The sequence below is a fragment of the Actinoplanes sp. NBRC 101535 genome (assembly GCF_030269225.1).
Taxonomy (GTDB): domain Bacteria; phylum Actinomycetota; class Actinomycetes; order Mycobacteriales; family Micromonosporaceae; genus Actinoplanes; species Actinoplanes rectilineatus.
This window is the reverse complement of sequence record NZ_BSSY01000004.1, coordinates 188,010-210,101: the sequence shown is the minus strand read 5'-3', so window position 1 is coordinate 210,101 and position 22,092 is coordinate 188,010. Positions and strand designations below refer to the sequence as shown.

General features: G+C 68.5%; 25 protein-coding genes. 18 read left to right on the top strand and 7 right to left on the bottom strand.

Going from position 1 to position 22,092, the window contains the following annotated elements:
• Nucleotides 1-112 precede the first annotated feature (112 nt).
• Together QSK32_RS12980 and QSK32_RS12975 are read left to right on the top strand one after the other, a co-directional pair.
• Entirely contained in the window at nt 113-862 is a 750-nt protein-coding gene (locus QSK32_RS12980) for an SDR family NAD(P)-dependent oxidoreductase (protein WP_285472012.1), read from the top strand.
• Between the two features lie 27 nt (nt 863-889).
• Complete coding sequence (locus QSK32_RS12975) at nt 890-1,789, top strand: alpha/beta hydrolase (RefSeq protein ID WP_045739846.1); 900 nt, start codon at nt 890-892, stop codon at nt 1,787-1,789.
• A gap of 87 nt (nt 1,790-1,876) precedes the next feature.
• On the opposite strand, the gene QSK32_RS12970 is transcribed toward QSK32_RS12975, so the two are convergent.
• Nucleotides 1,877-2,164: a hypothetical protein gene (locus QSK32_RS12970; protein ID WP_045739847.1), complete on the bottom strand. Its 288-nt coding sequence runs from the start codon at nt 2,162-2,164 to the stop codon at nt 1,877-1,879.
• A gap of 85 nt (nt 2,165-2,249) precedes the next feature.
• Between QSK32_RS12970 and QSK32_RS12965 the strand changes: the two genes are divergently transcribed.
• From QSK32_RS12965 to QSK32_RS12945, 5 genes are all read left to right on the top strand, one after another.
• Nucleotides 2,250-2,792: a hypothetical protein gene (locus QSK32_RS12965; RefSeq protein WP_211275252.1), complete on the top strand. Its 543-nt coding sequence runs from the start codon at nt 2,250-2,252 to the stop codon at nt 2,790-2,792.
• 93 nt (nt 2,793-2,885) lie between these two features.
• Nucleotides 2,886-3,224, top strand: coding sequence for a hypothetical protein (locus tag QSK32_RS12960; RefSeq protein ID WP_285472011.1), 339 nt, complete (start codon nt 2,886-2,888; stop codon nt 3,222-3,224).
• An 88-nt stretch (nt 3,225-3,312) separates the two neighbouring features.
• A complete protein-coding gene (locus tag QSK32_RS12955) occupies nt 3,313-3,576 on the top strand; it encodes a hypothetical protein (protein WP_045739848.1) in 264 nt (87 codons plus the stop codon).
• A 176-nt stretch (nt 3,577-3,752) separates the two neighbouring features.
• Nucleotides 3,753-4,730, top strand: coding sequence for a pectinesterase family protein (locus QSK32_RS12950; protein ID WP_245673779.1), 978 nt, complete (start codon nt 3,753-3,755; stop codon nt 4,728-4,730).
• A 217-nt stretch (nt 4,731-4,947) separates the two neighbouring features.
• On the top strand, nt 4,948-6,030 hold the full coding sequence (locus QSK32_RS12945) for a glycoside hydrolase family 19 protein (RefSeq protein WP_211275253.1): 1,083 nt from the start codon (nt 4,948-4,950) through the stop codon (nt 6,028-6,030).
• A gap of 1 nt (nt 6,031) precedes the next feature.
• On the opposite strand, the gene QSK32_RS12940 is transcribed toward QSK32_RS12945, so the two are convergent.
• Entirely contained in the window at nt 6,032-6,802 is a 771-nt protein-coding gene (locus QSK32_RS12940) for an SDR family NAD(P)-dependent oxidoreductase (protein WP_045739850.1), read from the bottom strand.
• Nucleotides 6,803-6,965: 163 nt separating this feature from the next.
• Here QSK32_RS12940 and QSK32_RS12935 point away from each other — a divergent pair, with 163 nt between their 5' ends.
• Nucleotides 6,966-7,532: a Uma2 family endonuclease gene (locus QSK32_RS12935; RefSeq protein ID WP_285472010.1), complete on the top strand. Its 567-nt coding sequence runs from the start codon at nt 6,966-6,968 to the stop codon at nt 7,530-7,532.
• A 9-nt stretch (nt 7,533-7,541) separates the two neighbouring features.
• Here QSK32_RS12935 and QSK32_RS12930 read toward each other — a convergent pair whose 3' ends face one another.
• Complete coding sequence (locus QSK32_RS12930; protein ID WP_045739852.1) at nt 7,542-7,772, bottom strand: CDGSH iron-sulfur domain-containing protein; 231 nt, start codon at nt 7,770-7,772, stop codon at nt 7,542-7,544.
• Nucleotides 7,773-7,821: 49 nt separating this feature from the next.
• Between QSK32_RS12930 and QSK32_RS12925 the strand changes: the two genes are divergently transcribed.
• From QSK32_RS12925 to pdxY, 3 genes are all read left to right on the top strand, one after another.
• Nucleotides 7,822-8,802 (top strand): iron-containing redox enzyme family protein, encoded by a 981-nt coding sequence (locus QSK32_RS12925; protein WP_285472009.1) that lies wholly within the window; start codon nt 7,822-7,824, stop codon nt 8,800-8,802.
• A gap of 62 nt (nt 8,803-8,864) precedes the next feature.
• Nucleotides 8,865-9,233, top strand: a complete 369-nt coding sequence (locus QSK32_RS12920) for a hypothetical protein (RefSeq protein ID WP_045739854.1) — start codon at nt 8,865-8,867, stop codon at nt 9,231-9,233.
• Between the two features lie 37 nt (nt 9,234-9,270).
• Entirely contained in the window at nt 9,271-10,122 is an 852-nt protein-coding gene (pdxY, locus tag QSK32_RS12915; protein ID WP_045739969.1) for a pyridoxal kinase PdxY, read from the top strand.
• A 100-nt stretch (nt 10,123-10,222) separates the two neighbouring features.
• Here pdxY and QSK32_RS12910 read toward each other — a convergent pair whose 3' ends face one another.
• Together QSK32_RS12910 and QSK32_RS12905 are read right to left on the bottom strand one after the other, a co-directional pair.
• Nucleotides 10,223-11,041 (bottom strand): DUF1963 domain-containing protein, encoded by an 819-nt coding sequence (locus QSK32_RS12910; protein ID WP_285472008.1) that lies wholly within the window; start codon nt 11,039-11,041, stop codon nt 10,223-10,225.
• A gap of 124 nt (nt 11,042-11,165) precedes the next feature.
• Nucleotides 11,166-11,582, bottom strand: coding sequence for a hypothetical protein (locus QSK32_RS12905; RefSeq protein WP_045739856.1), 417 nt, complete (start codon nt 11,580-11,582; stop codon nt 11,166-11,168).
• Nucleotides 11,583-11,661: 79 nt separating this feature from the next.
• Between QSK32_RS12905 and QSK32_RS12900 the strand changes: the two genes are divergently transcribed.
• Entirely contained in the window at nt 11,662-12,342 is a 681-nt protein-coding gene (locus tag QSK32_RS12900) for a TetR/AcrR family transcriptional regulator (RefSeq protein ID WP_285472007.1), read from the top strand.
• Nucleotides 12,343-12,397: 55 nt separating this feature from the next.
• Here QSK32_RS12900 and QSK32_RS12895 read toward each other — a convergent pair whose 3' ends face one another.
• Nucleotides 12,398-12,604, bottom strand: coding sequence for a helix-turn-helix transcriptional regulator (locus QSK32_RS12895; protein ID WP_045739858.1), 207 nt, complete (start codon nt 12,602-12,604; stop codon nt 12,398-12,400).
• Nucleotides 12,605-14,223: 1,619 nt separating this feature from the next.
• The gene (locus QSK32_RS12890; RefSeq protein ID WP_285472006.1) at nt 14,224-16,644 is read right to left on the bottom strand and encodes a penicillin-binding protein; all 2,421 of its coding nucleotides are present in this window, start codon (nt 16,642-16,644) and stop codon (nt 14,224-14,226) included.
• Between the two features lie 126 nt (nt 16,645-16,770).
• Here QSK32_RS12890 and QSK32_RS12885 point away from each other — a divergent pair, with 126 nt between their 5' ends.
• The 6 genes from QSK32_RS12885 (at nt 16,771) to vanA (ending at nt 22,090) form a co-directional block, all read left to right on the top strand.
• Nucleotides 16,771-17,763 (top strand): endonuclease/exonuclease/phosphatase family protein, encoded by a 993-nt coding sequence (locus tag QSK32_RS12885; protein ID WP_285472005.1) that lies wholly within the window; start codon nt 16,771-16,773, stop codon nt 17,761-17,763.
• A gap of 271 nt (nt 17,764-18,034) precedes the next feature.
• Nucleotides 18,035-18,430, top strand: coding sequence for a cold-shock protein (locus QSK32_RS12880; RefSeq protein ID WP_045739861.1), 396 nt, complete (start codon nt 18,035-18,037; stop codon nt 18,428-18,430).
• A gap of 210 nt (nt 18,431-18,640) precedes the next feature.
• Complete coding sequence (locus QSK32_RS12875; protein ID WP_285472004.1) at nt 18,641-18,838, top strand: ferredoxin; 198 nt, start codon at nt 18,641-18,643, stop codon at nt 18,836-18,838.
• A 110-nt stretch (nt 18,839-18,948) separates the two neighbouring features.
• Nucleotides 18,949-19,821, top strand: coding sequence for a phytanoyl-CoA dioxygenase family protein (locus QSK32_RS12870; protein WP_285472003.1), 873 nt, complete (start codon nt 18,949-18,951; stop codon nt 19,819-19,821).
• A 198-nt stretch (nt 19,822-20,019) separates the two neighbouring features.
• Nucleotides 20,020-21,060 carry a D-isomer specific 2-hydroxyacid dehydrogenase family protein gene (locus QSK32_RS12865; protein ID WP_285472002.1) on the top strand — a complete coding sequence of 347 codons (1,041 nt, stop codon included), beginning with the start codon at nt 20,020-20,022 and terminating at the stop codon, nt 21,058-21,060.
• Nucleotides 21,053-22,090, top strand: coding sequence for a D-alanine--(R)-lactate ligase (gene vanA / locus QSK32_RS12860; protein WP_045739865.1), 1,038 nt, complete (start codon nt 21,053-21,055; stop codon nt 22,088-22,090). The genes QSK32_RS12865 and vanA overlap by 8 nt, the downstream gene beginning before the upstream one ends.
• Nucleotides 22,091-22,092: the final 2 nt, after the last annotated feature.

Genomic DNA, 22,092 nt, shown 5'->3' with positions numbered 1-22,092 from the left:
CCCGCCCGAGCCGGATGGTGGAGGCGTGACCAACTCATTGCCTGCCGGTTCATTGCCTGCCGGTTCATTGCCTGCCGGTTCATTGCCTGCCGGTTCATTGCCTGCCGGTTCATTGCTTGCCGGGAAGAAGATCCTCATCGTCGGTGCCAGCCGCGGTATCGGCGCGGCGGCGGCCCGGCTGTTCGCCCGCGAAGGTGCGGCTGTCGCCCTCACGGCCCGCGACGCCGGGGCGCTTGCCGTCGTCGCCGACGAGATCGGCGCGGCCGGTGGCACCGCCTGCACGTTCGCCGCTGACCTGGCCGACCCGCGCTCGGTGCAGGACGCCGTCGCCGGTGCCGCCGAGCGTCTCGGTGGCATGGACGGCGCTTTCAACAACGGCGGGATCTTCGAACGCACCACCGACCTCGCCGACCGTACCGAGGACGAATTCGACGAGATCATGCGCGTCAACCTCAAGGGGGTCTGGGTCGCGATGGCAGCCCAGGCGCGGGTCATGCGCGCTGCCGGTGGCGGGGCGATCGTCGGAACCAGCAGCATCGCGAGCCTGCGCCAGTACCACCTGACCCCGGTGTACAGCGCCGCCAAGCGCGCCCTGAACAGCCTCACCGAGAGCGCGGCCGTCAGCTTCGGCCCCGACGGGATCCGCGTCAACGCCATCGCCGTGGGATTCACCGCCACCGACATGACAGCCGGCTGGGAGGGGCAGCAGCCCGGAATCACCGCCGCGGTCACCGGGCAGATCCCGCTGCGCCGGGCCGCCCGCCCGGAGGAGATCGCCGAGGCGGCCGCGTGGCTGCTCAGCGACCGTGCCTCCTTCATCACCGGCGCCGTCCTGCCCGTCACCGGCGGCGCGGACGTCTGAGCCCTTCACTTCGAGGAGAACACCACCATGTCCCAGCAGCAGCGTGAAGCCGTCGACAGGATGCTTCGCAGTCTTCCGCCCACCCCCGACGACCTGCCGATGGCGGAGCGGCGTGCCGGGTACGACACTTTCATGGCCCGTGACGTGCCGGACGATGTGAAAATCGAGCCTACGGTCCTCGGCGGGCGGCCCGCCCTGTCGATCGTTCCCGGCGACGTGACGGACGAGCAGGCGACGATCCTGTACCTGCACGGCGGCGCTTTCGTCATGGGGTCCCCGGACGGGTACGCCGGTTTCACAGCGCAGTTGACGCGCCGTGCCGGAGCAGCGATGGTCTCGCTGGACTACCGGCTCGCACCCGAACACCCCTACCCCGCAGCCGTCGACGACTGCCTCGCCGCGTACCGGGAACTGCTCGAGCAGGGAGTTCCGGCCGAGCGGATCGTCATCGCGGGTGACTCGGCGGGCGGCAACCTCGCCCTGGTCACGCTTCTCGGCGCCCGCGAGGCGGGCCTGCCGATGCCCGCGGCGGCGGCCGTCTTCTCCCCGCTGACCGACTTCACCGGCAGCGGCGCATCGGTACAGACGAAGGACGGCGCCGACCCGGTCTTCGGCTCCGGCTTCCTGGAACCGGTCCGGGCCGCCTACCTCGGCGATCAGGATCCGCGGTCACCGTTGGTCAGCCCGCACTTCGCACAACTGCAGGCCCTGCCGCCGCTGCTGATCCAGGTCGGCTCGAACGAGGTGATGCTCGACGACGCGGTCGGCTTCGCGGGCCGGGCGGGCGCGGCCGAGGTCGACGTGACCCTGGAGATCGTCGGCCAGGTCCCACACGTCTTCCCGATGCACTACGAGGCCATGGAGGAAGCCGACGCGGCCCTGACCCGGGCGGCACAGTTCCTGAGCCGGCACCTCACCCGGAGCTGAACCCGCCGCGGTCGAGGAGGCGGTCTCGGTCACCAGATCCACCGGCTGTCCTCCCCACCTTGATGCGGGGAAGGCAGCCGATATCGGTCAGGCGATCGCCTTCACGTCGCCCAGCTCGCCGTAGTGATCGCGGCCTTCGCGCAACGTCATGTCGGGCGTGCTATGCAGCTCCACGTCGGCGATGTTGACGATCTCCGAGTTCGCCCGAACGGCGTTCTCGCCCATCTTCGCCGCAGTCCGGAAGGTCGCGTCGGCGTACCCGGACAGTAGCCAGAACGCGGTGCCGGTCCGGACCACCAGATCGGGCAGCTTGTCGCCGGTGACGGCGCCGACGCCGATGAGCGGCTGCGCTGTGCGGTGATGACGGCGTCGCACCGCGGTGGGCGGGCCGGCGACCGTACAGTGCCCGTTGTGGTTTGACCAGTCGTGAGAACGCCAGAGAACCTTGAGTGAGGTAGGCGTGCCCGTGCGGTGCGAGGCGCTCGGTGGTGGCGAGCGTCAGAGTTGGGAGCTGGTTCCGTTCCGTTCGGTGGGGCCGTTGCGGTTCGGGGCGAGCCGACTCGACGTGGAGGACGCCTTACGTGGTCTTGCTCTGGCGGCCAGTTCGTCCGAGGATTTCCACGCGTTTGTTCCGGCAGGCAGGCGTTTGACGTTGGCCGGCTATTTCCTGTCCTGTTACTACGACGAGGGCGGTGGATTGGCCTGCGTTGCTGTGGATGCTCGTGAGGGTCCGCAGGTCAGCCTGGCCGGTATCGCCTTGGTCGGCCGGGTTCCGTCCGAGGTCGAGGAGGAGTTCGCTGATCATCTCGAGGCGGCCGGGCAGGTGGTCGTGTTCTCGCAGAGGTCGGATCCCTCCTCCGCGGACCTGGGTTTGGTGATCCGTGCTCAGCGGGTCGGCGACGTGGTGCTGAGCCGCCCGGTCTTCGTCTGCCGGGAGTGGGCAGACCGCTGCGGGGACATCGGCGCGAGCCGCATCCCGGCGGCGGAGTGGCGGACGTGGTGAGGTTGCCCATGAGTCTGGTCACTGCCGTTCCAGGAACTGCAGAAGCACGACGGTTCGGCAAAATCGGATGAGAATGGTAAGGGCGTAGATGTTGTGAGCTTCGACTTGGCTGTCTGGTACCAGCCGGATCCGCTGGAAAGTGACGCGGCCTACTCTGTTTACGATCGGTTGACGGACGGAGATGAGGGGGTCGTCGTCCGCAGTCCCGCCATTTCAGCTTTTCTGGAGGCGCTTCTGCTCCTCTATCCTGAGAATGGCAATGGCGCCTCGCCCCCTTGGGCTTCTGGTGTCTATTCCAACGCCGAATGCGTCCTGCTGTCGATATCCTGGTCCCGCAGCGATGAGGTTGCGAGGGTTGTCGAGCGCGTGGCAGGTGAAAACGGCCTGTCGGTGTTCGACCCTCAATCTCGAGTCATGAAGAACCCGGCGTAGTCACACGGCGACGTGAGCGCGAGGCTGGAGCTGCCGGGAGCCGGTCCTGGCCCGCATCCGGCACGAGTTCGCCAGCGCCGGCCTGGATGTGCAGATCGACGGGCTGCCTGTCGTCGACGTGCTGATCGCCCCGCGTGGCGGCGTGCCGGGCAACGCGCTGTCGCACGCCCTGAACAGCTTGGCCGGGCCGCACACCGCGCACCGGGAGCCGACCACGGCCCGCTACCGGTGCGCGCTGGTGCCGCACGGGCGCTCCGGGCGTACCCCAGAAGCAGCGGAACCATCCACGGCCCGGCACCTGACGTTGTCTCCCCGTGAGGCGGAGGTGATGGACTTGATCAGTCGGGGCTGACCAACGCCGACGTCGTCGAACGGCATCTGGCAGCAGCGCGACGGGGCCCGGAGCCGCTGACGCGGCTCAGTCCGGGGCGGCTACCCGACACCCTTTCAATTGACAGATATCTATGAATGGGGGTTCACTGGGAACGCTCCCATACGATCCTTTCGCCCCCACCGAAGGATGGATCCGTGCGATCACGACGCATCGTCCTCAGCATGGCGGCCCTGGTGGCCGCACCCGTCGCCGTTCTCGGCGTCACGGCCGCACCGTCCGCGGCCGCCATCACCCTGACCGTCGCCTCCGACGGGACGGCCACTTATCGCACCGTCCAGGCCGCCGTCAACGCGGTCCCGTCCGGCAACTCCAGCCGGGCCACGATCACCATCAAGGCGGGCACCTACCGGGAGAGCGTGGTCATCCCGGCCGACAAACCGTGGATCACGCTGGAGGGTCTCGGCTCCACCGCCGCGGCCACCGTGATCGTCAACAACAAGCCCGCGTCGACGGCCGGCACCACCGGGTCGGCCACCGTCTACGTGCAGTCGAAGGAGTTCTACGCCAAGAACCTGACGTTCAGCAACGACTACGACGAGGCCGCCAACGGGTCGTCACAGGCCCTCGCGCTGGCCCTCTACGGCGACCGGGCCCGGCTCGGCAACGTCCGGGTGATCGCCGACCAGGACACCCTGCTGATCTACAACAAGGCGCGGGCGTACATCTGGAGTTCTTACATCGAAGGAACCGTGGACTTCATCTACGGCAACGGCGCGGCGGTCTTCTACGCCTGCACGATCCACGAGAAGCGCAGCACCGGCGGCTACATCACCGCGGCGAACACCGAGGCGAGCTCCCCCTACGGCTTCCTGATCTACAAGTCGACGATCACCGGAGTCCCCGCCGACCTTACCTACCTGGGCCGGCCGTGGGGTGCGTCCGCGCAGGTCACCTACCGCGAGTCGAACCTGAGCTCGACGATCAGGGTGGCCCAGCCCTGGACCGACATGTCCGGCAACTCGTGGAAGAACGCCCGCTTCTACGAGTACAAGAACACCGGCGCCGGCGCCACCACCAACAGCAACCGGCGCCAGCTGACCGACGCGGAGGCGGCGAACTACACCCCGCAGAAGTACCTGGCCGGCTCGGACGGCTGGAACCCGGCCGGCTGACCGCGCTTTCTCCTGCGCCGCCGGGCCCGGCCCGGCGGCGTACGGGTGCTCGTTTCGTCCTGGAGGCCCCGGCTTCCTCGGGGCCGCCCTGCCGCAGCGAACAATCTATGAAGTTTATTAACTAAAACCTTGACGGCGCCGTGAGGCATCTAGTTGAGTCGATGTACCGCTCGTCCCCCTCACACCGATACGTCCCTCGGCGTACGGAAGGTGCCTCATGCCCGTGAAAAGAATGCTGGCCGTGGTGAGCGTGGCGCTCGCCGCCCTCGCCGCCGTCGTCCTGCCCACCACCGCCTCCAGCGCTGCCGAGGCGTGCGTGACCGCCTACAGCAGCGCGACCGTCTACACCGCGAACAACCGGGCCTCCTACAACGGGCACAACTGGACCGCCAAGTGGTGGACCCAGGGCGAGGCGCCCAGCACCGGCGGGTCCGGCGTGTGGGCCGACAACGGCGCCTGCGGCGGCGGCAGCACCCCGACCACGCCCACGCCCACCTGCAACCACCCGAACTGGGTGGCCGGCCAGTACTACGCGGCCGGCGCGATCGTCCGCTACACCAACGGGCTCTACTACCAGGCCAGCCACGAGAACCCGGGCTACGATCCGGTCATCAGCACCTGGTACTGGTCGCCCTACACCTGCACCGGAGGTGGCACCACGACCCCGCCGCCCAGTGGCACCGGCTTCCCGGTCAGTGAAGCCCAGTTCAACCAGATGTTCCCGAACCGGATCGCCTTCTACTCCTACGCGGGGCTGCTCGACGCGATCACCAAATTCCCGGCGTTCACCACCACCGGCAGCGACACGATCCGCAAGCAGGAGGCCGCGGCCTTCCTCGCCAACGTCAACCACGAGTCCGGCGGCCTGGTCTACGTCGAGGAACTCAACCAGGCGAACTGGCCGCTGTACTGCGACCGCAACCAGTCCTACGGCTGCCCGGCCGGGCAGAGCGCGTACCACGGTCGCGGGCCGATCCAGCTGAGCTGGAACTTCAACTACAAGGCGGCCGGTGACGCGCTCGGCATCGACCTGCTCAACAACCCGGACCGGGTCAAGAACGAAACGTCGGTCGCCTACCAGACCGCGGTCTGGTACTGGATGACCCAGCGTGGACCGGGCACCATGACCCCGCACGAGGCCATGGTCAACAGCCGCGGCTTCGGCGAGACGATCCGCAGCATCAACGGCTCGCTCGAGTGCAACGGCGGCAACCCGGCCCAGGTGCAGAGCCGGATCGACGCGTACAACCGGTTCGCCGGCATCCTGGGCGTCAGCCCCGGAGCCAACCTGTCCTGCTGAGTCAGCGTTTGCGCAGGCGGGCACCGCCCGCCATCATCTGCCGGTCGTAGACCCGGCGGGCCAGGCGCTTCGTCCAGAACGCCTTGCGCGCCGGGCCGTCCGGCAGGATCAGCGGCTTGCGGCTGTCGATGCCGGCCAGCACCCGCACGGCCATCTCGTCGGCGCTCAGCGGCGCCCGCGCGATGATCGCCCCGGCGATGCGTTCCATCGCGACGTCGCCGCCGCCCAGCGACGCGGCGAGGTCGCTGCGGAAGAACGACGGGCAGACCACGCTGACGTCGATGTGCCACGGCCCGAGCTCGTGGCGCAGGCTCTCGGCGAGGGCGACGACCGCCGCCTTGCTCACGTTGTAGGAGCTCATCGCCGCCGGATGGGCCAGCCCGGCCAGCGAGGCGATGGTGACGATGTGCCCGCTCTCCTGCTTCTTCAGCAGCGGGGTGAAGGTGCGGCAGCCGGTGACCGCGCCGAGCACGTTGATGTCCAGCACCCGCCGCCAGTGCGCCTCGTTCAGCTTCTCGATACGCCCCGCGGCGGCCACCCCGGCATTGTTGACCAGCAGGTCCAGCCCGCCGAACTCCTCGGTGACCCGCTTGCGCGCCGCGTCCCAGTCGTCGCCGGACGTCACGTCCAGCCGCTGGTAGACCGCGCCGTCCGGCACCTCGTGCTCCTCGGCCAGGTCGGTGACCAGCACCCGGTCGCCGCGGGCGGTGAGCAGCCGGGTCAGGGCGGCGCCCAGGCCGGACGCGCCACCAGTGATCAGAACCCGGCTCATGTGCACACCTCTCGCGACGAAAGCGAGGATGCTACATGTCCCGCCGGTCCCGGTGAGCGTTCCGATCACGCTCTTTCCGGGGTACGCGCCGCAGCGCCCGATGTCGTGAGCAAGCCGCCCCGGTATCCTGGGCGAGTATTCGGTGCTGTCTCAGGAGGTGTGTATGACTGCCGAGATGGTCGCGCCGGCCTGGATGCATCAGCAGGTCACCGCCGAGCAGTACGACGCCTGGACCGACGAGCAGAGTGCGGGCATCGAGATCGTTGACGGGATGGTCCTTGTGAGTCCGAGCGCGTCCAAGCGGCACAACCGCCTGGCCCGGCTGCTGGCGAACGCCCTGGACGCCGCCGCGGGACCGGACTGGAACGCGGACACCGACTTCGACGTCCGGCTGCACGACGTGCCGTTGAACAATCGCCGCCCCGACGTGACGGTGTACCGGGCGGACAGCATCGACGTCACCCCGACGCGGCCTGAGCACGTGCTGCTGGTGGTGGAGGTGGTCTCGCCCGGGTCGGAGACGACCGACCGGGTCGTCAAGACCGATCAGTATGCGAAGGCCGGCATCCCGTTCTACTGGCGCGTCGAGCAGGCCGTCACCGGCGCGCCGCTCGTCTACACCTCCGTTCTCGACCCGGCGGCCGGACGCTACCGTGACGGCGAATTCTTCGCCGGCGTCGTGAAGACCGCGATGCCGTTCCCGGTCGAGGTCGATCTCAGCGCGATCTGACGGCGTCGCTCACGCGTCTTCGCGGGTACGGGCCGCGGCGGTGTCCCGTCCGGTGCCGGCCTTGAAGCGGAACGTCTTGTGAGTGCCGTCACAGAACGGCTTGACGGCGGACTTTCCGCATCGGCACAGGGCCACCGTGTCGCGTCCCGGGTCGATCGTCGCGCCGTCCGGCGTACACAGAAGGAAGTCGCCGCGGACGATCAGCGGGCCGTCCTCGTACGGTGTGATGGTCGAAGTCATGGTCTTGAGGTTTCCGTTTCGCAGCTTTACAAACGGGCATCCGCCCGGCATGAAACTGCCGCCACCTCGAGGTTCCCTGTCCAGTGCCCTGATCGAGACCCTCGGCGGCGGCGCGTCGCACCTCGCCCACCTCGTGCCGGACGGGCGCCTCGTGCCGGATGACGACGAGGATCTGCAGCTGTCGCTGTTCGTCTGCTACGAACTGGCCTATCGGGGCTGGGACGGCGTCGACGACGGCTGGGAGTGGGATCCCGGCCTGCTGGAACTGCGTGCCGACCTGGAGCGGCGCTACGCGGGCCAGCTGCACGACCTGGTCGGCGAGGTGCGCCCGGCCGACCCGGCGACGGTCCCTCAGGAACTGACGGCGATCGTGGCCGCCGACGACGGTCCGGCGCTCTCCGGATATCTGCGCGGCCGGGCGACCCGCGAGCAGTTCCGCGAGTTCGTCACGCACCGCTCGGTCTATCACCTGCGCGAGGCGGACCCGCACAGCTGGGCGATCCCCCGGCTGGGTGGGCGCGTCAAGGCCGCGCTGCTGGAGATCCAGATCGACGAGTACGGCGGAGCCGTCACCGACCGCATGCACCAGGAACTGTTCAAGCGGACGATGGCCTGGTTCGACCTGGACCTGACATACGGCGCCCACGTCGACCGGGTTCCGGCGGCCACCCTGGCCGTCAACAACCTGATGTCCTACTTCGGGCTGCACCGGTCCCGGCGCGGGGCGATCCTGGGGCACCTCGCCGCGTACGAGATGACGTCCTCGCTGCCGAACCGCGCCTACGCCAACGGCCTGCGCCGGCTCGGCGGCGACACGTCGGCGACCGCGTTCTACGACGAGCACGTCGAGGCGGACGCGGTCCACGAACAGATCGCCGCCCACGACCTGTGCGGTGCGTTCGCGGCCGACGAACCGGAACTCGCCGGCCAGGTGCTGTGGGGTGCCCGGTGCGCCCTCGCCGTCGACAACGCGTGGGCGCGGACGGTGCTGGACGCCTGGGCCCGGGGCGGATCCTCGCTGCGGGCATAGATCGTGTACCTGACCTGCGATTTTCGAGTCGAACGGCCGCCCCGGCGATTAGCGTCGAAGCCATGAACGACACGACGAACCATCTCGTGTTCACCGGGGAACACATGGGCTGGCGCCGGGGCGACGGCGACGAGTGGATCGGCTTCTACCCGCGGAACGGGACAGAGGTGATCCACGCGTACCGGTCGGGGGACGTGACCGCGCTCTCCGTCGGTGTGGGTGACGGCCGGGAACCGGAGGTGCTGGTCGGCGTGCCCTGGGAGGTCGACATGCAGGTCGAGCTCGCCGACCACGTCGAGGAGGCGATCACCAGGCTGACCGGTGACGGTCATCCCAGCAGCGAACCGCTGGAACTGCTGCTCGATCAGATCGCCGAATGGCGCGGCTCGTCGGCCGCCCCGGAGCCGGCCGCGCGGATCGGCAGTTCCTGATGCCGGTAACCCGGAGGCGGGTCTCTAGGCTGGGGTGATGAAGGTTCTGTCCATCCAGTCGGTCGTCGCCCACGGCCACGTCGGCAACTCGGCGGCCGTGTTCCCGTTGCAGCGCATCGGTGTCGAGGTCGTCCCGATCCCCACGGTGAACTTCTCCAACCACACGGGCTACGGCGCCTGGCGCGGGCCGCTGATCGCGCCGCCCGACGTGGCGGAGATCCTCCTCGGTGTCGAGGAGCGCGGCGTGTTTCCGCAGGTCGACGCGGTGCTGTCCGGCTATCAGGGCGGTGCGGGCATCGCCGACGTCATCGTCGACGCGGTCCGCCGGGTCAAGGCTGCCAACCCCAGCGCGGTGTACGCCTGCGACCCGGTCATGGGCAACGCCAAATCCGGCTGTTTCGTGGCGCCGGAGATCCCGGTGCTCCTGCGTGACAAGGTGGTGCCGGTCGCCGACATCATCACCCCCAACCAGTTCGAGCTGGGTTTCCTGACCGGCACCGAACCGGCGAGCATCGAGTCCACCCTCGTCTCGGCCGACCTGGCCCGCGACATGGGCCCGTCGACGGTGCTGGTCACCAGCGTCGAACGCCCGGACCGCGAGGAGGGCGTGATCGAGATGCTGGTGGTGGACGGCACCGGCGCCTGGCTGGTGAGCACCCCGCACCTGCCGTTCAAGGCGAACGGCTCCGGCGACGTGACGGCCGCCCTGTTCACCGCCCACTACGTGGAGACCGGCAGCGCGGCGGTGGCCCTCGAACGCACCGCCTCCAGCGTCTTCGACCTGATCGAGTTGACGTTCCGCTCCGGCGAACGCGAACTCCAGCTGGTCGCGGCCCAGGAGTTCTACGCCGCGCCGCGCATGCAGTTCAGCGCCAAACAGGTCCGCTGACCCTCGCCGCACGTCCGGGCGCCGCCACGCCCGGACGGCCGCGGGCGCGCCGAGTCACAGAACGATGGTTCTGAGGCCGCGGTCTGAACCCGAGCGGGCATCAGCCGCCGAATTCGGTGCTGGAGATGACGCGGTCGAAGCGGGGCTCGGCCAGGTCGGCTCGGCGGATCATGAAGCGGGCGTTGGTGAACTCGTCGTCCTCGCCGGGCAGGCCGAACTGGGCCAGCGGGATCCAGTCCCGCATGACCTGGTCGTGCAGCCTGCTGAACTCCTCCCAGTTCTCGTGCCGCCGCACCTCGCCCCGCTCGGCCAGGACGTCGACGACCGTCGTCTCGGGACTGTTGTGGGCGACGTCGCCGTGCCCGCCGATGCGCAGGCGGTCGGGGCCGGGCTGACCGGCTGCGGGCCAGAATTCCAACGCCAGGCGGGTCAGCGGGTGCGAGTCGTCGCCGTCGGTGCGGTAATCGTTGTCGCCGCAGGTCAGGCGTACCGTGGCGAAGAGATCGACCCGGTCGTGGCTCTGCTCGCCGCGGTGTTCGCGGCCGCCGGACGGGACGTGCAGGACACGGAAGTAGTCCTGTTCGGTGAAGCCCTCACCGCCGTCGAAGTAGTACTCGTCGTAGTTCATGAAGAAGAGCAGGCGCCCGTCGGCGGGCAGCAGATTGCCGGCGTCGGTGTCGCGCGGCAATGCGGCGCAGTCGATCGCGGCCAGCAGCGGCAGATCCTCGCCGGTGGGGCCCTGCGGCCACGGCTGGTCGTCGGGCATGATCGGGTGGCCGCCGATCTGACCGGCGACCGGGCCGGTGCCCGCGGTGGTGAGTTCGAGGCAGATCCGGGTCGTGGCCAGCCAAGTGTCGATCTCGGCCGGGGTGGCGCCCTGCTCGGCGGCGGCCGCCCGGAATGCTGCGATCTGATTCATGGCGGCCATTGAATCAGATCAGGGCATATCGTCCGTGGGCCTCTGCGCCGGTGCCGCGCTGACGACCACGTCCGGGCTGGTCAGCGCGAGCATCTTCGACGGTACGAGGTGAGCCCGCGCCAGGTCAGGCCGAGGTGGGGCGGGGCGCGGCGGCGGCGGAGTCCCGGGTGAACGGGTGCCAGGCCTCCCAGCCGCGGCACAGGATGTAGGCGACCGCGGTGGAGACGACCAGCCAGCCGTCGATGGCGGCGGTCTCGGTCGCGCCGAAGGCGGTGTCGCTGACCACGATGGCCAGCACGGTGATCGCGGTCTTGTGGAACAGGATCAGCTCCCAGACGCCGGGGACGCGCCGCGGCCAGAGGGCGATGAGGGCCCACAGTCCGACGAAGACGACGAATCCGAACGTGCGCCAGCTCTCCACGATGATCGTGTCGTCGCCGGCGCCGGCCATCAGCGAGATGCCGTTCACGACGGCGACCACGGTGAACACCGCGTCCAGGCCCATCAGTCCGCGCCCGATCCGGTCCTTGATCCCAGTCACGACTACTCCTCTTCACTCGAGTTATGAGCCGTAACTTTAACTACGGATCGGTGTTTGAGCAATGCGATACTGTTCGGACATGGTGAAGACCCCTGACGGCGAAGGGCCACGGCGCGAACGCCTGCGGGCCCGCACCCTCGAGGAGATCAAGGAGTGCGGCTTCGCCCTCGTCGACGACGGCGGCGTGAGCGCGGTGACCATCGCGGCACTCGGCAAGGCGATGGGAATGACACCACCGTCGCTGTACCGGTACCACGCGTCACGGGACGCGGTGGTCGACGCGCTGGTCGCCGCGGCGTACACCGATCTGGGTCTGGTCGTGGAGAAGGCCACCGTCGGTGGCAGCCCGGAGAAAAGACTGGACCGGCTCGTGCGGGAATACCGGCGCTGGGCGCTCGAACACCCGCGCCGCTACGCGATGCTCTTCGGCGACCGGGCCCCGGGCACACCCGATCCGGCCGACGGAGTGGTCGCCTTCAACCGGGGAATGCAGGCACTGCTCGCGGTTCTGAGCGAGATGACGGACTCCGTCGGGGGCAACGATCCGCTCGACAGCGAACTACAACGCTGGAGCGAGGCCATCGACGTGCCGGCGGGAGTGACACCGCGGGCGCTGAGGCTCGGCGTGCAATTGTGGTACCGGATGCACGGGCTGGTCTCGCTGGAGATCGCCGGTGCCTTCGCGAACATGGGTCTCGACGCGGAACACCTGCTGACGTCCGAGATCCGTGAGACCGTGGCGGCCGCGGACGCCGATTAATCGTTTCAACGGTCGCGCGCGCCAGACTGGATGCCTGGTGCCGGGGAATGACGATTCAGCTCTCGGTGTCGGGCGAACCGCGACGGGCGCTGATCCAGGCCTCCACCTCCTCGTTGAGCCACACCTTGCCCTGCGCGAGGTCCGCGATCGGCGCCGGGAAATCCTGCCTGCTCGTCAATTGATAAACCCGTTGCCGGCTGATTCCACCGAGCCGGATCCGAATCTCATGGGCGCCCAGCAGGCTAAATCCGTTTTGCTTCATACGCCCGACTGTAGGAGCGGGCCACCGGGATGCCACGTGTCATCGTCTGCGGCCCTGACGAGTGAACGGCCGCCACTTCCAGTGCCCGCCCGACGGTCCCGCCGCGCAGGACATCGAGAATCTTTTGCCTTCTGGCGGTGCCGATCCGCCGTCCGGCCATTGTCGACACATGGTTGCCGTATGGATCACCAGACATATGACTAGTCTCGATGCCGAGAAGTTTCCTAATTCACTGCGGAGAGCGATGTACGGGGCATTTGCGTCATCCTCTGGATGGCTAGGCTGATGCCTCGTTGACAGATGTAACCCCCCGATCGTGGTCCGCACCGACGACGAACGCCGACGGCGAGGCGGTTCGACAGAAACAGCCGGAGCCGTCGGCGTCGGTGGGGTCGGAGCCGGAGCCGTCGGGGCCGGTGGGGTCGAAGCCGAGCCGTCGGGGTCGGGGTCGGGTCGGGGTCGGTGGGGTCGGAGCCGAAGGCGGCGCGGCGGTCGCCCTCGAAGAAGCCGCCCTACGGCACGGCAGCCGGCAACGCGGGATGGCGAACCTGGCCGACGAGGTGCACGAGGCGTTGCGCCGGCCGCCGGCTGACCGCCACCAACGCCACTCGCGCCCGCGCCCGCGCTCTCGCTCTTGCCCGCGCTCTCGTCCGCGCCCGGCTCTCGTCCGCGCCCGGCTCTTGCCCGCGCTCTCGCTCTTGCCCGGCTCTTGCCCGCGCTCTCGCTCTTGCCCGGCTCTCGTCCGCGCCCGTGCCCGCCTCGACGACGTCTGGATCTCCCGTATCAGCCCAAATTGATCACGACTTTGGCCTGGGGATTTGTGCCGGCTGCCAATCGCGCTCGCCAAGCGGGACCTCTGGTCGCTTCGTGCGCTGGTGTAGCTCGGTAGTCCGCGGCCTTCTCGGACCCGTCGTCATGATCACCGTGAGTTGAGTGGCATGACGGCCAACCCGGCCGTCGCTCACGGTCCGCCCGCGAGTCGAAAGGGACCCTGGGCGACGGCCGGGTGCACTCGGGCCGTCGTTGGTGGCTGAGTTTCGCCTTCCGGGTAGCCGTGGTCAACGGCTCAGGCGACGCGGCCGTCGCTCACGGTCCGCCCGGGAGCTGAAAACGACCGCGGGCGACGGCTGGGTGCCCCTGAGCCGTCGCTCACGGCTGAAGCCGGTGCCAGGCGCTGTGCACCCGAAGTTCGCCACGCTCGTGATGAGGTGTGGTGATTACGGCCGTGCTCAGCGCCCGAAGTCATCACACCTGTCGTGGGGCGTGGTGATTACGGCCGTGCTGGGCGTCCGAAGTCACCACGCCTGCCGTGGGGCGTGGTGACTATGGCCGTGCTGGGCGCCCCAAGTCACCACACGGGCGCTGACCACGAAACGTATCCAGCCGTTGAGAAGGCGACGGCCGAGCAGTACTCGGGGCTGCGAGCCCGGGGCACGGCCGGATTCCGGGCACGGCAGGATCCGGGCACGGCCGGCCGGCCCACCTCGATGCTTGACGAAACCCTGGGGAGACCCCGATGCCGCCGACGTCGTTCGCGCCGCCACGCAGCATGGGGAGCGGGCCGGCTCCGGTGTTCGGCCGGATCCGGTGTTCGCCGTGTGTCTGCGGGACTGGCCTGGTCAGCGGATGCGGGTTCGGGTGGGGGTCGGTGACGCGTTTCCGGTGGGGAACTCCGACGTGGTGGTGCGGCCGTTGCTCACCTCGATGGTGACGACGCCGTTCTTGACCGTGCGGCCGTCCGGTTCGGTGCCCGCCGCGGTTCCGGCGGGGCAGGACGAGTCGACCGTGCGGCCGATGCTCACGCTGAAGCCTTCGCGTTCCAGGGTTCGGGTGGCGCTGCTCAGGGGGTCGCATTCGACGTTCGGGATCGAGCGCCTTTCCCCGTACGCGATCTTGCGATTCTCCGGTCTTTTGAAGTTGACTTTCTCCTTGCCTTTCATCATGTCGGCGAGGGTGTGGTAGACGGCCGGGTTCACCTGGTCGTGCTGGAGGCGGTCCTTGTGGTTCTGGTAGTCCGGGTTCACCAGATATCCGGCTACGACCATCGAGGTGGTGCCGGCGACCAGGGACGCCGTCTTGTCGCGGTCGGTGGTGCCGGTCTTGCCGAAGACCGGGTGGCCGACCACGCCGCGGGTGTCGCGGGCTGTGGCGCCGGCGCAGCTGCCCAGCTGGGCGGAGTCGCCGACCGGGCAGCGGGCCGCGTCGACGGCGGCGCGGGCCACGTCGGCCGAGGTCGCCCGGGTGCAGTGGGAGCGGCCGACGTCCAGGTCGTCGCCGGAGAGCGTGACGATCCGTTCGATCGGGGTGGGTGTGCAGTATTTTCCGTCGGCGGCCAGGGTGGCGTAGGCGTTCGCCATGTCCAGCGGGGTGGTGCCGGAGACGCCCAGGGTGAAGGCGCCCCACTGGTGGGCGTATCCGGGGGAGGCTAGTTTCGCGTCATCGGTGGCTCGGAACTGGATGCCGAAACGTTTCGCCACGTCGACGGCGTTCTCCGCGCCGACGCGTTCCTCGAGGGGGACGAAATAGGTGTTGATAGAGCTTCCGAAACCGGTCCACATGTTGTAGACGCCTTCGCCGCCACCGCCGGAGTTGGTCGGGCACCAGAAATGGGTGCCCGAGCAGGCCGCGTCGTTGCCCCGGTCGATGATGTATTTCGACTTGTAGACCTTCTCCGCTTTTATCGTGTACGCGAGCGGCAGTTTCTGCTCGAGCGCCGCGATCAGGGTGAAGATCTTCATGACCGAGCCGGCCTGGTAGCCGGTGATGTCGCCGCCGCCGGAGAGCAGCGGGTTCGTGGTGTTCGGGTACGACCCGCGGATCTTCTTGCGCGCTTTCGCCGGATCGGAGGAGATCCGGTTCTGCGGGTCGTCCGGGTCGTCGAGTTTGAATTTGCGGTTCGCGGCGAGCACCCGCACCTTGCCGGTGCCGGGCTGGACGGCGGCGAGCAGCAGCGCGTTCTGGTTCTTCTCGGAGATCCGGTCGGCGATCCGCTGCCGGGCCTTGCCCTGGGCTTTCACGTCGAGTGTGGTGGTGATCCGGTAGCCGCCGCTCTTGAGCTGCCGTTCCCGGTCGTACGGTGTCGCGCCGAACTCCTCCCGGCCCATCCACCACCGGTAGAAGTAGTCGCAGAAGAAACCCCAGTTGTTCTTGGAGACCGACACGCAGCCGTTGCTGACCGGCCGCACCTTGCGGGGGATCGGCTCCTTGATCGCGGCGTCGGCCTGCGCCTGGGTGATCACGCCCATCTCCAGCATGCCGGGGATGACGTAGGCGTTGCGGCGCTGCCGGATCTGCTCGTAGCCGTCGGGGGTGGTCGGGTCGTACCCGGTGGGGGCCCGGACGATGCCGGCGAGCATGGCCGCCTCCCCGAGGGTGAGGTCCTTCGGCAGCTTGTTGAAGTAGACCTTGCTGGCCGCGTAGATCCCGTAGGTCTGCTTGCCGAACGGGACGATGTTCAGATAGTGCTCGAGGATCTGGTCCTTGCCGATCTGTTTCTCCACCTCGAGGGCGTACTTCATCTCGGTGAACTTGCGCCGCGGGGTGTCCTGGGTGGCGGCGACCACCTCGTTCGGGCTGGTCGCGGAGTACGACAGCGACATCCGCACCCACTGCATGGTGATCGTCGACGCGCCCTGCTTCTGGCCGCCCTGGTTGTTGTTGACCAGGGCCCGCGCCACACCCTTGAGGTCGACGCCGGCGTGATGGTAGAACTCGCGGTCCTCGGCGGCGACCATCGCGGCCGGCATGAACGCGGACATGCTCTTCAGCGGGATGTCGCTGCGGAACTCGTCGTAGAACTGGGTGAGCGGGGTCTTGCCGTCGGCGGCGTAGACCCGGGTGATCTGGGGTGCCTGGAACGCTCTGAGCTGGCTGGGCAGCGCGGCGAAGGTCTTCTCGCCGGCGCGCAGGGCGAGGCCGGACACGGCCGCGAAGGGGAAGACCGCGCTCGCCAGCACGACGCCGGTGACCAGGCCGCAGATCATCAGGACGAACCCGTTGACGAAGATGTTGTGATCTCGTCGGCGTATCCAGGAACTCACCGCACCCCACTCTCCGAGGCGAAACGACCCGCATCTATCCAACCGCACCGTGTCAAGGGGGAGCGCCGGTGTGACGTGGGCCGCTGTCTCAGGATTCTGTTAGGTCACCCGGATAACTTCGCCGCCATGACGATTACCGACGTGCCGTCCGAGAAGCGCCCGGCCCGGCGCAGTGTCGTCCTGTCCGGGTTCCTCTGGCTGCTGCTGGCGCCGGGGGCGTTCTGGCTGGTGGGCCGGGTCTTCGGGCTCGAACGTGGCCTGCTGATCGCGTTGTTCGCGGCCACCCCGTTCGTGGCGGCCTGGACCTTGGTGCCGTTGCTGGCCGCGCTGGTCGCCCGGCGGTGGGCGGCGGCGATCGTGGCCGGTGTGGTGGCGTTCGGGATGGCCGCCTGTGTGCTGCCGCGGGCGCTGCCCGACCTCGACCGGGGACCGTCCGAGGGGGTCGCGCTGCGCGTGCTGACCATCAACATGCTCTACGGCCAGGCAGATCCGGACGAGATCCTTGCTCTGGTACGCGACAACGACGTCGCCGTCCTCGCCGTGCAGGAGTTCGCCCCGCGGGGGGAATCGGCCCTGAAGGCGGCCGGCATCGACGCGTTGCTGCCGTACCAGCAGCTCACCGCGGAGCCCGAGGCGAGCGGGTCCGGCCTCTACTCGCGGTACCCGATGCTGACACAGGACTCGCGCCGCAACGGCGGGGGTTTCCAGCAGGCGTACGCGACGATCCAGGCGCCGGGTGCGGTGGCGGTGCACGTCGAGTCGGTGCACCCGCTGGCGCCCGCCGGCCCGCACATGTACCCGGGGTGGAGTGCCGACATCAGCGCTCAGCCGTCCGCGGACGAGGGTGCCGAGCCGCGGATCCTGCTCGGCGACTTCAACGCGACGCTCGACCACGCGGTGCTGCGGGACCTGATCGACACCGGATACCGGGACGCGGCCGACGCGGTGGGGGAGGGACTGGTCACCAGCTGGCCGTCCCGCGGCGGGTTCGACGGGCTGGTGACCATCGACCACGTGCTGGTGGACGAGCGGATCGGCGTCGACGAGGTGCAGGTCCACGACGTGACGGACTCCGATCACCGGGCGGTCCTGGCCGCGCTGACGCTCCCGATGAGCTAGACACCTTCCACGGTCAAGGTCGGGTGTGGTGACTTTGGGCGCGTTGGCCGCCCGAATTCACCACACGGTTTGGGGTGTGGTGACTTTGGGCGCGTTGGCCGCCCGAAGTCACCACGCAGGCAGAGCCTCTGGCGCGGGACGGGGCCGGACGGCGCGGGACCGGTGCCGCACCGTACCGAGGGAGGCCTAACATGGCGGTGGGCACCGGTGGCGGCGGGTTTCGGGGGGTGCCGGGTCAGCGGGTGTCGGTTCAGCGGGTGAGGTGCGGGCAGTGGACAGCGGTACGGTGTTGCGATTCGATGCGGTGCGGGGCTACGGGTTCATCGCGCCGGACAGTGGCGGCGAGGACATCTTCGTGCACGCCAACGACATCGGCGAGTTGAAGAACCGGCTGCGGTCGGGCACCCGGGTGGAGTACGAGACCGAGGTCGGCGAGCGGGGCCTGAAGACGTCGGTCCTGCGGATCGTCACGCCGTCGGTGGCCCGGTCGCCGGGTGCCGGGGACGACGACGATGACATGTGCGACGTGCTGCTGGCGCAGGACTTCACCGCCAAGGTCACCGAGAAACTGCTGCACGACGCGCCGACGTTGACCGGCGCGCAGATCGTGCAGGTCCGCCGGGCGATGATCGAGCTGGCGACCCGGCACGGCTGGGTCGAGTCCTGACCCGGTCCACGGACGGGGGCACGGACGGGTGAACGGGCGAGGAGCCTGAGGCGCCGCGCGCTGCGGGACGGGTGCTCACGGCGTACCCCATCGTGTTCTTGATCGTGGTTTGCCGCGTCGGTGTCCAGGGCGCGGTCTGGTGGACGGCCGGGTGCGTCGGCATCCTCGGGGTGCGTCATCTCCGGGAACCCGACCGTCGGAAGGTCCGTCATGCGGCTGCAGGTCGACGAGAACAGGTGCATCTCCGCGGGTCAGTGCGTTCTGGCGGCGCCCGATGTGTTCGATCAGCGGGAGAGTGACGGCGTGGTCGAACTGTTGGAGGCGCATCCGCCGCGGCGGTCGTGGGAGTCGTCGCGTACGGCTGCGGCGCTCTGCCCGGCCTCCGCCATCGCGGTGCGCGAGAGCTGACACCGCTCGCCCATATCGTCGGCGTATCGATTTATCGATACAGCGGCGCAACATCAGGGTGCCTTGACTGGGGCGTGCTCGGCTCTTCTTCCGTCCGGAAAGGAACCACCGTGACCACCCCCACTTCGACCCGGCACCATCCGGGCGTCGCGATGACCGACGAACAGCGTGCCGATTTCGAGCGGGACGGGTTCCTCGTCGTGCCCGGCGTGCTCTCCCCGGACGAGGTCGCGCACTACGAGGCCGCCGTCGACCGGGTGTACGCCGAGCGGCAGGCCACCGGCGGGCTCGCCGCCGACCGGTCGCTGCACCAGCTCAACGCGGTGGAGAGCTGCCCCGACCTGGCGCCGCTGCTCGATCACCCGAAGGTGTTCGGCCTGGTCTGGTCGATGCTCGGCTGGAACGTGCACGTGTATCACTCACACCTGGACGTGCATCCGCCGCTGACCGAGAAGAAGCCGTTCCGGTTCGAGTGGCACCAGGACGGTGGCCGGCAGAACCGGGAGATCGAGACCGACCCGCGGCCGCGACTCTCCGTGAAGGTCGCCTACTGGCTCTCCGACGTGTCGCGGACCGGCCGCGGCAACTTCCAGGTCGTGCCGGGCAGTCACCGGACCAACTGGATCGCCGGACCGCCGCGCCGCGACATGGAATGGCCCAACCCGGAGGGCACGATCGAGGTCACCGCCGACCCGGGCGATGCGGTCTTCTTCGACCGGCGGATCTGGCACGCCCGGTCGAACAACTACTCCGCCATCACCCGCAAGGGCGTGTTCTTCGCCTACACCTACCGATGGGTGCGCAGCCGTGAGACCCTCGCGGCTGATCCGGCCACGCTCACCCCGGTGCAGCGCCAGCTCGTCGGCCTCGCGGACGGGGACGGCGACCACGCCTGGGGTCACACACCGAGCGAGGTACCGCTGCACCAGCTGCTCAAGGAGCACGGTCAGCTCGACCCGGCGAAACCGCCGCTCCGGCCGTAACGCGTCAGACGCCGTGGCCCGTGGTGTACGCCGTAGCGCGCGGTAAACATATCGTCGGTGTATCGAAAATCTCATACGTGCTCGCAACACCGGAATGCCTTCACTGGAGGAGTGCGCCCAGCACAGGCCGGTCACGTATCGTCCGCGTATCAAAAACCGCATACGTGCTGGCAACAACAGGTTCCCTTGACTGTGCGCATGGGTTACAGCGAACCAACACGAACCGCGGCCTCGGGTGCCCGGTCGCTGACGTCATCGTCCTCCCCGTCCGCGTCGACGACGGGAATCACGATCTACGGATGCGCCCAGGACGAGGCCGCGCTGTTCCGGGAGCTGGCGCCTCGCTTCGGCGTTCTGCCGACCATCACGGAGGCGGCGGTAACCGAGGACAATGTCGAACTAGCACTCGGCAACCGGTGCGTCAGCGTCGGCCACAAGACCAGGATCAGCAACGGGACGCTTCTCGCGCTCAGCCGCGTCGGGGTGGAGTACATCTCGACCCGCAGCATCGGTTACAACCACATCGACGTCGCATATGCGCAGAGCGTCGGCATCGCCGTCGGCAACTGCCCCTATTCGCCGGACAGCGTCGCCGACTTCACCCTGATGCTGATGCTCATGGTGCTGCGCTCCGCGAAGTCCATGATCCAGCGCACCGACGCCCACGATTACCGGCTCGGCGAGACCCGCGGCCGGGAACTGCGCGACCTGACCGTCGGGGTGATCGGCACCGGCCGGATCGGCTCGGCGGTCATCGACCGTCTGGTCGGATTCGGCTGCCGCATCCTCGCCTACGATAACCGCCACGCCACCTCGGCACATTACGTTCCCCTCGACGAACTGGTGCGCGACAGTGACATCGTCTCGCTGCACGCCCCGCTCACCACGGACACCCACCACATCCTCAATCGTGAACGCATCGAGCAGATGAAGAACGGCGCGTACGTCATCAACACGGGGCGCGGTCCACTGATCGACACCGAGGCCCTAGTCTCTGCGTTGGAAAGCGGCAGATTGAGTGGCGCGGCGCTGGATGTCCTCGAGGGAGAGGAAGGGATCTTCTACCAGGATCGCCGGAACGAGCCCATCGAGAACAAGGCGCTGGTTCGGTTGCAGGAGATGCCGAACGTGCTCATCAGTCCGCACATGGCCTATTTTACCGACCATGCGCTCAGCGACACCGTGGAGAACGGTCTCGTGAACTGCATGAAGTTTGAGAGGGGAAAGCAGCATGGCTAGGTTGAAGCTCGGCATCATCTTCGGGGGCGTCGGCGAGGAGCACCCCGTCTCGGTGAAGTCGGCGCGCGAGGTCGCCAAGAGCCTCAACGTCGAGAAGTACGAGCCGTTCTGGATCGGTGTCACCCGGGACGGTTCCTGGCTGCTCTGCGACGGCCCGGCCGATGACTGGGAGACCGCCAACGTCCGCCCGGCCGTGCTTTCCCCGGACCGCAAGGTCCACGGCCTGCTCGTCCTGGACGACGGCAAGTACGAAGAGGTCCGCCTCGACGTCGTGCTGCCCGTCCTGCACGGCAAGCTGGGCGAGGACGGCGCCATGCAGGGCCTCTTCGAGCTCTCCGGCATCCCCTACGTCGGCTGTGACGTGCAGAGCTCGGCCGTCTGCATGGACAAGTCCCTGACGTACGCGGTGGTCAGCAGCGCCGGCATCGCCGCGCCGCAGTTCTGGGTCCTCACCCCGGGCAAGGAGTTCGACGCCGACCAGCTGACCTACCCGGTCTTCGTGAAGCCGGCCCGCTCCGGCTCGTCGTTCGGCGTCACCAAGGTCACCAGCAAGGACGAGTTCCAGGACGCGGTGGACACCGCCCGGGAGTTCGACACCAAGGTGCTGGTCGAGGCGGCCGTCATCGGCAGCGAGATCGGCTGTGCCGTCCTCGGCGCCGGCGACGACCTGTTCACCGGTGAGGTCGACCGGGTCGCGCTCTCCAGCGGCTTCTTCCGGATCCACCAGGAGGACGCCCCGGAGCAGGGTTCCGAGAACTCCTCCTTCATCGTGCCCGCCGACATCTCGGCGGAGTCGCGGGAGCTCGTCCAGAAGACCGCGAAGGAGATCTACCACGCGCTCGGCTGCCGCGGCCTGGCCCGGGTCGACATGTTCCTCAAGGAGGACGGCACCGTCGTCCTCAACGAGGTCAACACGCTGCCCGGCCTGACCTCGTACAGCCGCTACCCGCGCATGATGGCCGCCGCCGGCCTGCCGCTCGGCGTGGTGATCGACCGGATCGTCTCCCTGGCCCTGCCGGAGGCGAAGTAACG

What these genes read in the sequence shown, in the direction of transcription:
- QSK32_RS12925 (WP_285472009.1), top strand. Translation starts at nt 7,822, where the DNA reads ATGAAACTGCCGCCACCTCGAGGTTCCCTGTCCAGTGCCCTGATCGAG.
- QSK32_RS12935 (WP_285472010.1), top strand. Translation starts at nt 6,966, where the DNA reads ATGACTGCCGAGATGGTCGCGCCGGCCTGGATGCATCAGCAGGTCACC.
- vanA (WP_045739865.1), top strand. Translation starts at nt 21,053, where the DNA reads ATGGCTAGGTTGAAGCTCGGCATCATCTTCGGGGGCGTCGGCGAGGAG.
- QSK32_RS12945 (WP_211275253.1), top strand. Translation starts at nt 4,948, where the DNA reads ATGCCCGTGAAAAGAATGCTGGCCGTGGTGAGCGTGGCGCTCGCCGCC.
- QSK32_RS12920 (WP_045739854.1), top strand. Translation starts at nt 8,865, where the DNA reads ATGAACGACACGACGAACCATCTCGTGTTCACCGGGGAACACATGGGC.
- QSK32_RS12865 (WP_285472002.1), top strand. Translation starts at nt 20,020, where the DNA reads ATGGGTTACAGCGAACCAACACGAACCGCGGCCTCGGGTGCCCGGTCG.
- QSK32_RS12975 (WP_045739846.1), top strand. Translation starts at nt 890, where the DNA reads ATGTCCCAGCAGCAGCGTGAAGCCGTCGACAGGATGCTTCGCAGTCTT.
- QSK32_RS12875 (WP_285472004.1), top strand. Translation starts at nt 18,641, where the DNA reads ATGCGGCTGCAGGTCGACGAGAACAGGTGCATCTCCGCGGGTCAGTGC.
- pdxY (WP_045739969.1), top strand. Translation starts at nt 9,271, where the DNA reads ATGAAGGTTCTGTCCATCCAGTCGGTCGTCGCCCACGGCCACGTCGGC.
- QSK32_RS12940 (WP_045739850.1), bottom strand. Translation starts at nt 6,802, where the DNA reads ATGAGCCGGGTTCTGATCACTGGTGGCGCGTCCGGCCTGGGCGCCGCC.
- QSK32_RS12895 (WP_045739858.1), bottom strand. Translation starts at nt 12,604, where the DNA reads ATGAAGCAAAACGGATTTAGCCTGCTGGGCGCCCATGAGATTCGGATC.
- QSK32_RS12885 (WP_285472005.1), top strand. Translation starts at nt 16,771, where the DNA reads ATGACGATTACCGACGTGCCGTCCGAGAAGCGCCCGGCCCGGCGCAGT.
- QSK32_RS12930 (WP_045739852.1), bottom strand. Translation starts at nt 7,772, where the DNA reads ATGACTTCGACCATCACACCGTACGAGGACGGCCCGCTGATCGTCCGC.
- QSK32_RS12910 (WP_285472008.1), bottom strand. Translation starts at nt 11,041, where the DNA reads ATGAATCAGATCGCAGCATTCCGGGCGGCCGCCGCCGAGCAGGGCGCC.
- QSK32_RS12900 (WP_285472007.1), top strand. Translation starts at nt 11,662, where the DNA reads ATGGTGAAGACCCCTGACGGCGAAGGGCCACGGCGCGAACGCCTGCGG.